Origin of the sequence: Limnohabitans sp. Rim8, assembly GCF_945901735.1 — a bacterium.
In the GTDB taxonomy this organism is placed as follows: domain Bacteria; phylum Pseudomonadota; class Gammaproteobacteria; order Burkholderiales; family Burkholderiaceae_C; genus Limnohabitans_A.
The window spans coordinates 59,962-73,052 of the sequence record NZ_CAMDLM010000004.1 but is presented as its reverse complement, the minus strand read 5'-3'; the positions used below and the strand labels follow the sequence as shown (position 1 = coordinate 73,052).

The following is a 13,091-nucleotide window of genomic DNA, read 5'->3' as shown; positions in this document are numbered from 1 at the left end:
TCCGGTGCGCGACAGCACATTTGGGGGAATTCCCTGCCCTGTCGGCGGGCTCGAATGTTGCATACTCGTGTTCTAACTAACTTTTTGTCACCGAGGTGTTTTGATGAACAAGATGACCCCCGCCGCTGTGCTGTCCAGCTCCCTGACCGCTTCTTTGGTCTTGGCCGGTGTGATGACCGCTGGTTTGGTGCAAGCCAAGCCTTTCAAATGGACCAGCGCCAGCGACATTCCCACACTCGACATCCACTCGCAAAACAACGCTTTGGGCAATGGCGTGCACGCCGCCATCTTTGACTCGCTGGTTTACTACAACAGCAAGACCTTCAAAATCGAACCCCGCTTGGCCACCTCTTGGCGCGAGGTGTCGCCCACACAGTACCGCTTCAACCTGCGCAAGGGCGTCAAGTTCAGCGACGGCTCGGCCCTGACGGCCGACGACGTGGTGTTCTCACTGGACCGCGCCCGCGCCAAAACCTCCAACTTCAACGTCTACACCCAGGGTATGAGCAAAGTGGTGAAAGTCGACACCAACACGGTCGACGTTTTCCTCAGTGGCCCCAACCCAGTTTTGCTCAACCAGATGACCGAGTTGCGGCTCATGAGCAAAGCCTGGGCCGAAAAGAACAAATCGATCGAACCCAAGGACATCAAGACCAAAGAAGAAAACTTTGCCCACCGCAACGCCATGGGCAGTGGCCCTTACATGGTCAAGGAATGGCAGCCTGACCAAAAGTTGACGCTGGTGAAAAACCCCAATTGGTGGGGCTGGTCGGACGCCGCCACCAACGTGACTGAAATCATCTACACCCCCATTAAGAACGAAGCCACACGCGCTGCCGCCTTGCTGTCGGGCGAAATCGACTTTGTGCTCGACCCCAGCCCGCAAGACCTGGGCCGCATGCGCAACAACGCCAACCTGAAGGTGATCGACGGCATTGAAAACCGCACCATTTTCTTAGGGATGGACCAGCACCGTGACGAATTGCCAGGCTCCAGCGTGAAGGGCAAGAATCCGCTCAAGGACGTGAAAGTGCGCAAGGCGCTGTACCAAGCGATTGACATGGACACCATCCACCGCGTGACCATGCGCGGCCTGTCACAAAACACGGGTGCCCTGGTGGCGCCGCAGGTCAACGGCTGGACCCAAGCCGTGAACACCCGTTTCCCGTATTCGCTGGATGCCTCTAAAAAGCTGCTGACCGAAGCCGGTTACCCACAAGGCTTTGAGGTGGACTTTGCCTGCCCCAACAACCGCTACATCAACGACGAAGAAATTTGCCAGGCCATCACGGCCATGTGGGCCAAGGTGGGCATCAAAGCCAAGCTGCGCACGCAGCCCCTCGTGACTTACTTCCCGATGATCCAGCGCTACGAAGCCAGCATCTACATGCTGGGCTGGGGCGTGCCGACCTTTGACGCGCTCTACAGCCTGCAGTCGCTCACGCGCAGCGTGGGCACCGGTGGTGACGGCAATTACAACGTGGGCCGCTACACCAACACCCGCATGGACTACATCGTGGACCGCGTGAAAACCGAAACCGATTTGCCCGTGCGCAACCGTTTGTTGACCGAAGGCCTCCAATTGTCCAACGACACGGTCTCTCACATCCCGCTGCACAACCAGGTGATCCCTTGGGCGATGAAGAAAAGCGTTGATGTGGTGCACCGCCCTGACAACCGCCTTGACTGGACACTGATCAAGGTCAACTGATGCTCGCATTCATTTTGCAGCGGTTGATCCAGGCCGTGATCGTCATGGTCACGGTCGCGTTCATCGCGTTTTTGTTGTTCCAGTATGTGGGAGATCCGGTGGTGTTTTTGCTGGGGCAAGACGCCACCAAAGAACAGATTGACTTGCTGCGATCGGACTTGGGTTTGGACCAGCCTTTCTTTGTGCAGTTTGGCCACTTTTTGGTCAACGCGGTGCAGGGCGAGTTTGGCCTCAGCCTGCGGCAAGGCGCCAAGGTCTCGCGCCTGATCGCCGAGCGCTTGCCTGCCACGCTGGAGCTGGCTTTGGTGGCCGCCACCATGGCGCTGGTGATCGGCATCCCCATGGGGGTGTATGCAGCCCTGCGCCGGGGCACTTGGGCCAGCCAGTTCATCATGACGGTGTCCTTGCTGGGTGTGTCGCTGCCCACTTTTTTGATCGGCATTTTGTTGATTCTGGTGTTTGCCGTGATCTTGGGCTGGTTCCCCAGCTTTGGCCGGGGTGAGGTGATCCAGATGGGTTGGTGGTCGAGCGGCTTGATGACGGCCAAGGGCTGGCACCACATCGTGTTGCCTGCCGTGACGCTGGCAATTTTTCAGCTCACGCTCATCATGCGCCTGGTGCGCGCCGAGATGCTGGAGGTGCTGCGCACCGACTACATCAAGTTTGCCCGTGCCCGTGGCCTGTCCAACCGTGCCATCCACTTTGGCCATGCCCTCAAAAACACGCTGGTGCCGGTGATGACCATCACCGGTTTGCAGTTGGGCGGCCTGATTGCCTTTGCCATCATCACCGAGACGGTGTTCCAGTGGCCCGGCATGGGCTTGCTGTTCATCCAGGCGGTGACCTTTGCCGACATCCCGGTCATGGCCGCTTATCTGTGCCTGATCGCGCTGATCTTTGTGGTCATCAACCTGATCGTGGACTTGCTGTATTTTGTGGTGGACCCGCGCCTGCGCGTGGGCAAGCCCGGGGGCCATTGAGCGTGGGCGCTTCTTTGCAATCGGTGTTGGGGCGGGGTGCTGCTTTTTCGCGCATCGCGCAGTTCCACCCCGAGCTCACGGCGTTTCGGCGCGACCTGCACGCCCACCCCGAGTTGGGATTTGAAGAGGTCTACACCGCACGCCGCGTGGCCGAAATGCTGCAGGTGTGTGGCGTGGACAGCATCCACACCGGCATCGGCAAAACCGGCGTGGTGGCCTTGGTGTACGGCCAAGGTCGCTCGGCGGCCAACCCCGGCCGCATGATCGGCCTGCGCGCCGACATGGACGCACTGCCCCTGACCGAGCACAACGAATGCACCTGGAAGTCGGGCACGCCCGGCCTCATGCATGGCTGTGGCCACGACGGCCACACCGCCATGCTGATGGGCGCAGCCCGCTACCTGGCCGAAACCCGGCGCTTTGACGGCACGGCCGTGCTGATTTTTCAGCCGGGAGAAGAGGGCTATGCGGGAGCGCGCGCCATGATGCAAGACGGCCTGTTTGAGCGCTTTCCGTGCGAGCAGGTCTATGCCCAACACAACTCGCCCGAGACGCCCTTGGGCGTGATCGGCATCACCCCCGGCCCCATGCAGGCGGCGGTGGACCGCATCGAGATCCGCATCATCGGCAAAGGCGGCCATGGCGCCCGCCCGCACCAGGGCGTTGACCCGGTGCTGGTGGCCGGGCACATCATCACGGCCGCGCAAAGCGTGGTCTCACGCAACCTGTCGGCTTTTGATCAGGCGGTCATCAGCATCTGCTCGATGCAAGCGGGCCACCCTGGCGCCATGAGCGTGATTCCGGGCGAAGCCACTTTGGTGGGCACCGTGCGCACCTACAGCGAGCGCGTGCAAGACCAGATCGAAGACCGTTTGCGCGCCTTGTGCAACGGTGTGGCGCAAGGCTTTGGGGCCTCGGCCGAATTGACCTACGAGCGCGTCTACCCCGCCACTGTCAACACCGTGCCCGAAGCGCAGTTTGCCTGCGATGTCGCGGCCACTCTGGTAGGCGAAGACAAGGTCTGGCGCGACATGCTGCCCAGCATGGGCGGCGAAGATTTTTCCTTCATGCTGCAGGCCAAACCCGGCGCTTACATCCGCATCGGCCAAGGCCTGCCGCACGGTCCGGGGCCGCACCCACTGCACAACAGCCGTTACGATTTCAACGACGAGATCTTGCCACTGGGCGCGGCTTTGCACGCCAGTTTGGTGGAGCAGGCGCTGCCTGTGGGCTCACCCGTTTGACCTTGCACAACACTTCTCTCTCTCTCAACCCCTGGAGTCTTTTATGCGTACTTCCAAACTCTCCCGTTCCTTGATGGCTGCCGCTTTGGTGTCGGCCCTGTCGCTGGGCGTTGCCAATGCCGCCACCGTGCGCATTGCCAACCAGGGCGACGCCTTGTCGATGGATCCCCACTCGCTCAACGAATCGCTGCAACTGAGCGTGACCAACAACGTTTACGAGTCGCTGGTCGGCGTGAGCAAAGACCTGAAGTTTGAACCCGGACTGGCCACCTCGTGGAAGCAGACCTCGCCCAACGTGTGGCGTTTTGAACTGCGCAAGAACGTGCGCTTTCATGACGACACGCCTTTTACGGCCGATGACGTGGTGTTCTCGCTGAACCGCGCCGCAGGCGAAGGCTCGGACATGCGCAGCAACACCAACGACATCAAGGAAGTGCGCAAGGTGGACAGCCACACCATCGAAATCGAAACCAAGGCCCCTTTCCCGATCTTGCCCAACGTGCTGTCCACCGTCTTCATGATGAGCAAAAAGTGGTGCGAGGACAACCAAGCCACACGCCCGGTGGACCGCCGCAAGGGCATCGAGAATGCCGCGTCTTTCCGCGCCAATGGCACAGGCCCTTACCGCCTGCGTGAGCGCCAGCCCAATATCCGCACCACCTTTGTGCGCAACGGCAGCTACTGGGGCAATATCGAAGGCAACGTGGACGAAGTCATTTTCTCGGTGATTGCCAACGACCCGACCCGCGTGGCGGCTTTGCTGTCCGGTGAAATCGACATCATGGAACCCGTGCCGGTACAAGACGTGCCCCGCATCAACTCTGGTGCCAACACCCGCGCCTTGGTGGCGCCTGAGTTGCGCACCATCTTTTTGGGCATGGACCAAAAGCGTGACGAATTGCTGTACTCCAGTGTGAAGGGCAAGAACCCCTTCAAGGACAAGCGCGTGCGCCAGGCCTTCTACCAAGCCATCGACATCGAAGGCATCAAGCGCACCGTGATGCGTGGCGCCTCCAACCCCAGCGCCTTGATGGTCGGCCCTGGCATCAACGGCTTCAACCCCGATCTGAACAAGCGCTTGCCCTTTGACCCTGAAGCGTCCAAAAAGCTGCTGGCCGAAGCGGGTTACCCCACAGGTTTCTCGGTGGACATGAACTGCCCCAATGACCGTTATGTGAACGATGGCCAGATCTGCGAAGCCGTGGCCGCCAACTTGGCACGGGTGAACATCAAGATCAACCTCAAGGCCGAGACCAAGGGCACCTATTTCCCGAAAATTCTGCGCCGTGATACCAGTTTCTATTTGCTGGGTTGGACCCCCAGCACCTATGACGCCCACAACGCGCTCAATGCCTTGATGCGCTGCGTGGACGACAAAGGTACAGGCCAGTTCAACCTGGGCGCTTATTGCAACCCCAAGGTGGACGAGCTGACCGTGAAAATTCAAAGCGAAACCGACCAAGCCAAGCGCAACGCCATGATCAAAGAGGTCTTTGAGTTGCACAACGCCGACATCGGCCACTTGCCACTGCACCAGCAGGCCTTGGCCTGGGGCACCAGCAAAAAGGTCACACTGGTGCAGCGCGGTGACAACTCCATGCCGTTCAAATCCATCAGCATCAAGTAATCCATGAACGCATTGAAACGTTGGCTGAACAGCGACGTCGGTTACAGCTTCCGCCAATCGCCCATGGCGATGGTGGCGGCTGCCATCGCCTTCATTTGTCTTTTTTGTTCGGTCTTTGCCGGGTGGGTGTCGCCTACCAACCCGTTTGATCTGGCCACGCTGGAGTTGAGCGACGCCCGCTTGCCGCCTGCCTGGATGGAGGGCGGCACTTCCAAGTTTTTGCTGGGCACCGACGACCAGGGGCGAGACATTTTGTCGGCCCTGATCTATGGTTCCCGCATTTCTTTGATCGTCGGCCTGGCTTCGGTGATTTTGTCGGTGGTGGTCGGCGTGGGCCTGGGCTTGTTGGCGGGTTTCAAGGGCGGCTGGCTCGACGCTTTGCTCATGCGCCTGTGCGATGTGATGCTGTCCTTCCCGGCCATTTTGGTGGCGCTTTTGATCGCGGGCGTGGGGCGTGCCCTGTTTCCCAATGCGCACGAGTCGCTGGCCTTTGGTGTGCTGATCATCTCGATCTCGCTGACGGGCTGGGTGCAGTACGCCCGCACCGTGCGCGGCACCACTTTGGTGGAGCGCAACAAAGAATACGTGCAGGCCGCCCGCGTGACGGGTGTGGCGCCGTTGCGCATCATGTTCAAGCATGTGCTGCCCAACGTGATGGGTCCGGTCATGGTGTTGGCCACCATTCAGGTGGCCACGGCCATCATCACCGAAGCCACGCTGTCATTTTTGGGTGTGGGCGCACCGCCCACCTCGCCTTCGCTGGGCACGCTGATTCGCGTGGGCAACGACTATTTGTTCTCGGGCGAGTGGTGGATCACGATTTTCCCGGGCCTGATGCTGGTGGTGATCGCCTTGTCGGTGAACTTGCTGGGTGACTGGTTGCGCGACGCGCTGAATCCGAGATTGCGATGAGTCTTTTACAAGTTAAAAACCTGGTGGTGGAATTCCCCAGCCGCCACGGCACGCTGCGTGCGCTGGACGATATTTCTTTCGACATCGCCCCTGGTGAAATTCTGGGTGTGGTGGGCGAGTCGGGCGCGGGCAAATCGCTCACGGGTGCGGCCATCATTGGCCTGCTGGAGCCGCCAGGCCGCGTGGCGGGAGGGCAGATCCTGCTGGAAGGCCAGCGCATCGACCACCTGAACAACGACGAGATGCGCCACATCCGGGGCCGCAAGATCGGCGCGATTTTTCAGGACCCGCTGACCTCGCTCAACCCGCTGTATTCCATCGGCAGGCAGCTGACTGAAACCATCTTGGCCCACCTGCCGGTGACGCCCCAAGAGGCACGCCAGCGCGCCATTCAGCTGCTCAAGGACACCGGCATTTCGGCCGCCGAAGAGCGAATTGAGCACTACCCGCACCAGTTCTCGGGCGGCATGCGCCAACGCGTGGTGATTGCTTTGGCGCTGGCCGCTGAGCCGCAACTGATTGTGGCCGACGAGCCGACCACCGCGCTCGACGTGTCGATCCAGGCGCAGATCATCAGCTTGCTCAAAAATGTCTGCAAAGACCGGGGCGCGGCCGTGATGCTGATCACCCACGACATGGGCGTGATCGCCGAAACCTGTGACCGTGTGGCGGTGTTGTACGCCGGGCGCGTGGCCGAAATCGGGCCGGTGCACCAGGTCATCAACCACCCGGCCCACCCCTACACCGCAGGCCTGATGGCCTCGATCCCCGACATGGACAGTGACCGCGAACGCCTCAACCAAATTGACGGTGCCATGCCGCGCCTGAACGCCATCCCGCAGGGCTGCGCCTTCAATCCCCGCTGCCCCAAAGCCTTTGACCGCTGCCGCCAGGACCGGCCCGATTTGGTTCAGGCGGGCGCCAACATGGCCGCTTGCTGGCTGCACGACGGGAGCGCCGCATGAGCGACACCATGAGCAACGCCAAACCCCAACCCCTGGTCGTGGCGCACGACCTGGCCAAAACTTTCGACGTGTCAGCCCCCTGGCTTAACCGCGTGATCGAGGGCAAACCGCGCCAACTGCTGAATGCTGTGGACGGCGTGAGTTTTGAGATTGAACGCGGCAAAACCCTGGCCCTGGTGGGCGAGTCCGGTTGCGGCAAAAGCACCGTGGCCCGCTTGCTGGTGGGCTTGTACGAGCCCACACGCGGCGGCCTGACCTTTGATGGGCAAGACGCGCACGCCGCTTTCAAGTCGGCCGACGCGCAAAAGATGCGCCAGCGCATCCAGATGATTTTTCAAGACCCCTATGCCAGCCTGAACCCGCGCTGGACGGTGGACGACATCATTGGCGAACCGCTCAAAGAGCATGGTTTGATCCGCGACGCTGAAGAGCTCAAAGCCCGCGTGGCCGAGTTGCTCAAGTCAGTGGGCTTGTCGCCGCTCGACATGGTCAAGTACCCGCACCAGTTCTCGGGTGGGCAACGCCAGCGCATCTCAATCGCCCGTGCATTGGCCACCGCGCCTGAGTTTTTGGTGTGCGACGAGCCGACTTCGGCGCTCGACGTGAGCGTGCAAGCGCAGGTGCTCAACATCATGAAAGACCTGCAGCGCGAGCGCGGTTTGACGTATTTGTTCATCAGCCACAACCTGGCCGTGGTGCGCCATGTGAGCGACCGGGTGGGCGTGATGTATTTGGGCCGACTGGTGGAACTGGCCGACAAACACACCTTGTTTGGCAACCCCCAGCACCCCTACACCAAGATGCTGCTGGACGCGATTCCCAAAATGCACGACACCGGCCGCGCCCGCACCCCGGTGCAAGGCGAAGTGCCCAACCCGCTGAACCCCCCAAGTGGCTGCACCTTCCACCCCCGCTGCCCGCAGGCCACCGACATCTGCCGTGCTGAGCGCCCCGCTTTGCGTGACTTCAAAGGCATCAAGATCGCTTGTCACGCGGTGGTGTGACTTCAAGCCTTTGTCTGTTGATGAGATTTCGCTTGTTTTGAGTGGCCAATGGACTGCAGTGGCGAAGTAAAAACTGTCTATCAACTGACGAAAGACTTCCCTGGCCATGAAGAGCGGAGACCGGTTTGAGTCCATGCAATCATTCGGGATGCGACAGCAGGGCCAATAAAAATCAGTGGTTTTAAAAGGAAGGAATGCTCGTCATCTCTTTTTGAATAGACTGATAAGCATTGGCCATGACGCGATAGTCAATGGAGCACAGGAAGAAATCAACGCCTAAATCAATCCACATTCCTGCTGTTTTGGGATCAATCAGATAGACACCAATTTTGAGGCCAGGGATTTTTTTCCCAGCTGAAACAATTTTCTTGACCGCAGCGATGACCTCGGGATGATTGCCTTGACCATGAAATCCCATGGATGTGGCCAAATCGCCCGGACCGCCTGGAACGATGGCATCAAGTTTGCAGTTTGCTAAAACAGACTCAATGTTGTTAACCACTGAAGCATCTTCAATGAGCCCAATGGCCATTGCTTGTTCGTTGGACGTGGTTGCATAGTTTTCGAATGAAGTTAAGCCATACGAAACGCTTCGAACACCCGTACAAGTTCCGCGCGTGCCACTGGGAGCGTATCGAAATGCTTTCAATACTTCTTGCGTGCGGGTCATGTCCAAACCGAAATGTGGCAGCACAATTCCGTGTACGCCTTGATCAAGCAATCTTCCCATCTGCTGTGGTTGTGCGTGTCCCACGCGAGCCCAACATGAAATACCCGTTGCGTTTGCAGCACGAACATGTGCTGCAACATCGCCTATTTCCAGGGGTGCATGTTCCATGTCTATGACGACCAAATCAAAGCCCGCGTGGCGAATAATTTCTGTATGGCAGGGGTCAGACGAAAAAACAAATGTTCCGATGCCACGTTCGCCGTTCTTCAACTTTTCCCAAAGCGGATTGGGCGTCTGTGTTGTTTTGGTCATGGCTGAGAGGTCATTTGAATGAAATCGGACAGTTGAGTTGATGGGCTTGCTAACACTTGCTCTCCAATCCATTGATTCCAATAAGACTCGGATCCATAGGCCATGCGGGCATGGTGAAGTCTACGGGTATAAATTTGCAAGTCATATTCGTATGTAATGCCAATGGCACCATGAACAGCATGCGCTGTTGCTGCTATCAGCTGTGCCGATTCACTCGTTCTTGATTTTGCAATCGCGCTCAGCATGCGTGAAGGCGGCCCAGTCTCAATATCAAATGCCGCTTGCACGGCGATGCTTGCTGCAGCGACATGTTCAGCCATCACGCTGAGCTGATGTTGAATGGCTTGAAATTTGCCAATTGATTTTCCAAATTGAACTCGATCGTTGGCGTATTGAAGCGTCATATCAAAAACTTTTTTGATGGATGCAGCCAATTCGACGGCTTTTAATGATGCCGACAATGACATGAGATCTGTAGGCGAATTTTTGATATCAAAAAATTGACCCGCATGGCTTTCCCAATTCAAAGTTGCCAATAAACTTCCATGAATTCCACTGTCATAAATATTGATTGCATCAGCGCAATTTAAAATTTTGTAGCCGAGTCGATCCTGAATAACAAAGAATTGGCTAACTCTACCCATGGGGATGTTGGCGCAAATCAACAACTCATCCTTGACCGTGTGATGAGGTGCGAAAGCAATCAATCCATTTGGAATGCTCGCATGGTTTTTCCATAACCAACGCGCGGCAATCGTCTGGGCAATCGGAAGTGGAACTGCATATTGACCCAGTAAAAGTAGTATTGGAAATAAATCTCGAGTGCTGATGCCAGCACCTCCATCAGATTCATCGGTCAATAATTCAAAAAAACCAGCATCAGAAATTTTTTCAAAAAGAGAATGACCAGAATCATTGGATTCAATTCGGCGTACATCGGATGTCTTGCAATGGTGAGCCAGTATCGGTTCAAGTGCTTCTACAAAAATATTCGTCATCTGAGACCCAATCCACGGGCAATCATGCCACGCAATATTTCACGAGTGCCGCCGCGCAAGGAATAAGTTGGAGCCATTTGACTCACATAAGCCAATGCGCGGAGCAAGTTGGGATCAATGATCTCATTTGGATCTGACCCCATTTCATCTTCTAACAATGCCGGAATATGTTGTTCGAACTCGGTGGCAATGTCTTTGACAAGGGCCGCTTCAATCACTGGACTTTTGTCTTCCACCAATTGGTGAGTGACGGCAATCGACATATTTCGCAAAGTGCTGAGGTGCACAGTGAATCTCCCTACCATGGCAATGCGCTGCGGAGTGGCCCGTCCTTGTTTGAGCCATTTGATCCACTCATCAAGCAAAACAATGCTGGAATAAACACGTTCTGGGCCGCTTCGCTCAAATGCCAATTCTGCAATCACTTGATCCCAGCCCTGACCTTCAACACCAATCAAAGCATCTTCATTCAACATCACATTTTCAAAAAATATTTCAGAAAAATGCTGGTCACCCGTTAGGTCGACAATGGGTTTTCGAGTCACACCTGGTAAGGAGAGGTCAATAATAAATTGCGACAGACCAGCATGACGATCAGCGCTTGTGCCGGATGTGCGAACCAATGCAATTGCAAAGTGGCACTGGTGTCCGTTAGTGGTCCAGATTTTTTGACCGTTGAGACGCCATCCTTGATCGGTTTTGACAGCACGAGTGGCCACGGATGAAAGATCAGAACCCGAATTGGGTTCACTCATACCGATGCAGAAAAATGCTTTGGCTTGGCAAATCAAAGGTAAATAGAAAGACTTTTGTTTTTCTGTTCCGTATTTAAAAATGAGTGGCCCACTTTGTCGATCGGCAATCCAATGTGCTGCGACTGGCGAGCCCGCGCAAAGCAATTCTTCAACCAAAACAAACCGTGAAAATGCATCCAGCTCAGCGCCGCCATAAGTCTTAGGAAGAGTGAGGCCCACCCATCCTCTCTCGGCCAATCGTTGGCTGAATTCAGGATCGAAGCCAAACCATGACCTTGCCCTTCGGTCGGCAGAGAGTGTTGGCATCGCTTCATTTAAAAATTGCTTGACTTCAATTCGCAATGCATCGGAGCTTTGGGGCAACCGTGCCAATTGAAAATTATCTAAGAGATTATTCATGATTTGAATTGAGATTATTTGATAGTATCTAATGTATGGCTAAAATTCCAAGAAATTCAAATTATTTCGTTGCCAGCGTTGATGATTGAGTATTGATAATAAAATTCCAAGGCGATGGAAATTTTGGTTTTCTTGAATATCATGCAACAGTCCCTATCAGAATAAAAAAATCAACGGGATAAGTCAGCTAAAAAATTTATTCTAATGACAGGGATTTTTTTAAATCACTCAATTGCAGGTTATGCAAGTCAAGAATAACGTCTCTTGTTTTGGAATAAGAGGAAGGTGTTCGTCCTCCACTCATCCATAAATCACGAGCCCATTCATCAATACTTGACCAGTTAATGGCCAGCTGAGCGCCTCCATTTTTCAACTCATCTCGAATGATTTCGCCATTTTTCAAGTGAATGGAAATGCGACAACTGAGCGTACCTAAATCTGAAGCAGAAATAACATGGGTCTGCGCCATTATGGGTACCAGTTTTGCATAATGGCTGCTAAAGAATGCATCAAAGTTAAACCGCCCTTCTGCAAGAACGGAACTTAAACAATACCGCGCACTCATCAACTTGTCAGAGAAAGAATGAAATACGGGTCCTTCTTTGAGAGTGCCTGGATAATTCATCTCAAACGCATTCATTTCCAGTAAAATTTTATCAATTTCTTGGTCCTTGACTTGCAACGCCAGTTGTTCAGACAATCTGACCACCGGTTGGCAAATGCCACTGACTGGGTATCGCTTGAGTACGGTTTCTACAATGGCAGCATTGGGTTCAAAATCATTTTTGATGGATTCAAATGATGGCCTGAGACCCATCAGTGCCGAATAAAATCCATAAGGTCCATCTAAAGCACTTTTGCCCGATAAAACTTTGGCCTGCGTTAAATCAGAACACAACAGGGCTTGACTCGCTGCATTGGCGACATGGAATTGATATTCATCACTGCCATCAGGCCAACACTGTGTCGTACCAAAACTGGTTTGCGTTGCCAACCCCAGCGTATTCGCAATGGCCAATGGATCGTTGCCTTTCAATCGTTCCACACCCACGGCGGCGCCCATACAGGCATACAAACTCGTTGAGCGCAAACCTCTTGGGGTTGTCACAGGTGAAAATTGGCGCGACAGACCAGCAGAAGTGGCGTATGAGGCTGCAAGCGCGTCCAAAAATGCTTCACCGCTAGAGGCCAATCGTTCTGCTTGCGCAAAAATTGCAGGAATGACAATGGTCGCGATGTGTAAATTGCCAATCGGATGAAAATCGTCCTGTGTTCGCGCATGCATCAATGCAGCGTTGTAAAAAGCGGCCTCTCGGGCACTCGATGTTTCTCCACCATCGAGCAAAAGATGTCCTTTTTGTAATGGCGGTTTTGGCAGTCGCATGGCACTTGAGCCAGCAACAGCGACTGACAAATTGGCCAACAAACACAATAACAATTTGTCTTTGGCTTCTTGGTTTAAATTTTTCCAAGACACATGGGTTACAAAACTTCCGAGTTCGTCGCGCATAATC

The 13,091-nt window shown here is 55.3% G+C and carries 11 protein-coding genes; 7 read left to right on the top strand and 4 right to left on the bottom strand.

Annotated features, from left to right (window positions below):
- Positions 1–112: 112 nt before the first annotated feature.
- From Q0O99_RS03380 to Q0O99_RS03350, 7 genes are all read left to right on the top strand, one after another.
- Positions 113–1,711: an ABC transporter substrate-binding protein gene (locus tag Q0O99_RS03380; RefSeq protein WP_293748678.1), complete on the top strand. Its 1,599-nt coding sequence runs from the start codon at positions 113–115 to the stop codon at positions 1,709–1,711.
- On the top strand, positions 1,711–2,691 hold the full coding sequence (locus Q0O99_RS03375; protein WP_108355030.1) for an ABC transporter permease: 981 nt from the start codon (positions 1,711–1,713) through the stop codon (positions 2,689–2,691). Before Q0O99_RS03380 ends, Q0O99_RS03375 begins: the two co-directional genes overlap by 1 nt.
- A gap of 2 nt (positions 2,692–2,693) precedes the next feature.
- A complete protein-coding gene (locus Q0O99_RS03370; RefSeq protein ID WP_293748545.1) occupies positions 2,694–3,935 on the top strand; it encodes a M20 aminoacylase family protein in 1,242 nt (413 codons plus the stop codon).
- A 73-nt stretch (positions 3,936–4,008) separates the two neighbouring features.
- A complete protein-coding gene (locus Q0O99_RS03365) occupies positions 4,009–5,562 on the top strand; it encodes an ABC transporter substrate-binding protein (RefSeq protein ID WP_367185173.1) in 1,554 nt (517 codons plus the stop codon).
- Positions 5,563–5,565: 3 nt separating this feature from the next.
- Positions 5,566–6,474 (top strand): ABC transporter permease, encoded by a 909-nt coding sequence (locus tag Q0O99_RS03360; protein WP_293748541.1) that lies wholly within the window; start codon positions 5,566–5,568, stop codon positions 6,472–6,474.
- Complete coding sequence (locus Q0O99_RS03355) at positions 6,471–7,439, top strand: ABC transporter ATP-binding protein (protein WP_293748539.1); 969 nt, start codon at positions 6,471–6,473, stop codon at positions 7,437–7,439. Before Q0O99_RS03360 ends, Q0O99_RS03355 begins: the two co-directional genes overlap by 4 nt.
- Positions 7,436–8,443, top strand: coding sequence for an ABC transporter ATP-binding protein (locus Q0O99_RS03350; RefSeq protein WP_293748537.1), 1,008 nt, complete (start codon positions 7,436–7,438; stop codon positions 8,441–8,443). Before Q0O99_RS03355 ends, Q0O99_RS03350 begins: the two co-directional genes overlap by 4 nt.
- 181 nt (positions 8,444–8,624) lie before the next feature.
- On the opposite strand, the gene Q0O99_RS03345 is transcribed toward Q0O99_RS03350, so the two are convergent.
- The 4 genes from Q0O99_RS03345 to Q0O99_RS03330 all read right to left on the bottom strand — a co-directional run bounded on the left by Q0O99_RS03345 (position 8,625) and on the right by Q0O99_RS03330 (position 13,087).
- Positions 8,625–9,425, bottom strand: a complete 801-nt coding sequence (locus Q0O99_RS03345) for an aldolase/citrate lyase family protein (protein WP_293748535.1) — start codon at positions 9,423–9,425, stop codon at positions 8,625–8,627.
- The gene (locus tag Q0O99_RS03340; RefSeq protein WP_293748533.1) at positions 9,422–10,423 is read right to left on the bottom strand and encodes an acyl-CoA dehydrogenase family protein; all 1,002 of its coding nucleotides are present in this window, start codon (positions 10,421–10,423) and stop codon (positions 9,422–9,424) included. Before Q0O99_RS03340 ends, Q0O99_RS03345 begins: the two co-directional genes overlap by 4 nt.
- Positions 10,420–11,577, bottom strand: a complete 1,158-nt coding sequence (locus tag Q0O99_RS03335; RefSeq protein ID WP_293748531.1) for an acyl-CoA dehydrogenase family protein — start codon at positions 11,575–11,577, stop codon at positions 10,420–10,422. The genes Q0O99_RS03340 and Q0O99_RS03335 overlap by 4 nt, the downstream gene beginning before the upstream one ends.
- A gap of 196 nt (positions 11,578–11,773) precedes the next feature.
- Positions 11,774–13,087: an MmgE/PrpD family protein gene (locus Q0O99_RS03330; RefSeq protein WP_293748529.1), complete on the bottom strand. Its 1,314-nt coding sequence runs from the start codon at positions 13,085–13,087 to the stop codon at positions 11,774–11,776.
- Between the last annotated feature and the right edge of the window lie 4 nt (positions 13,088–13,091).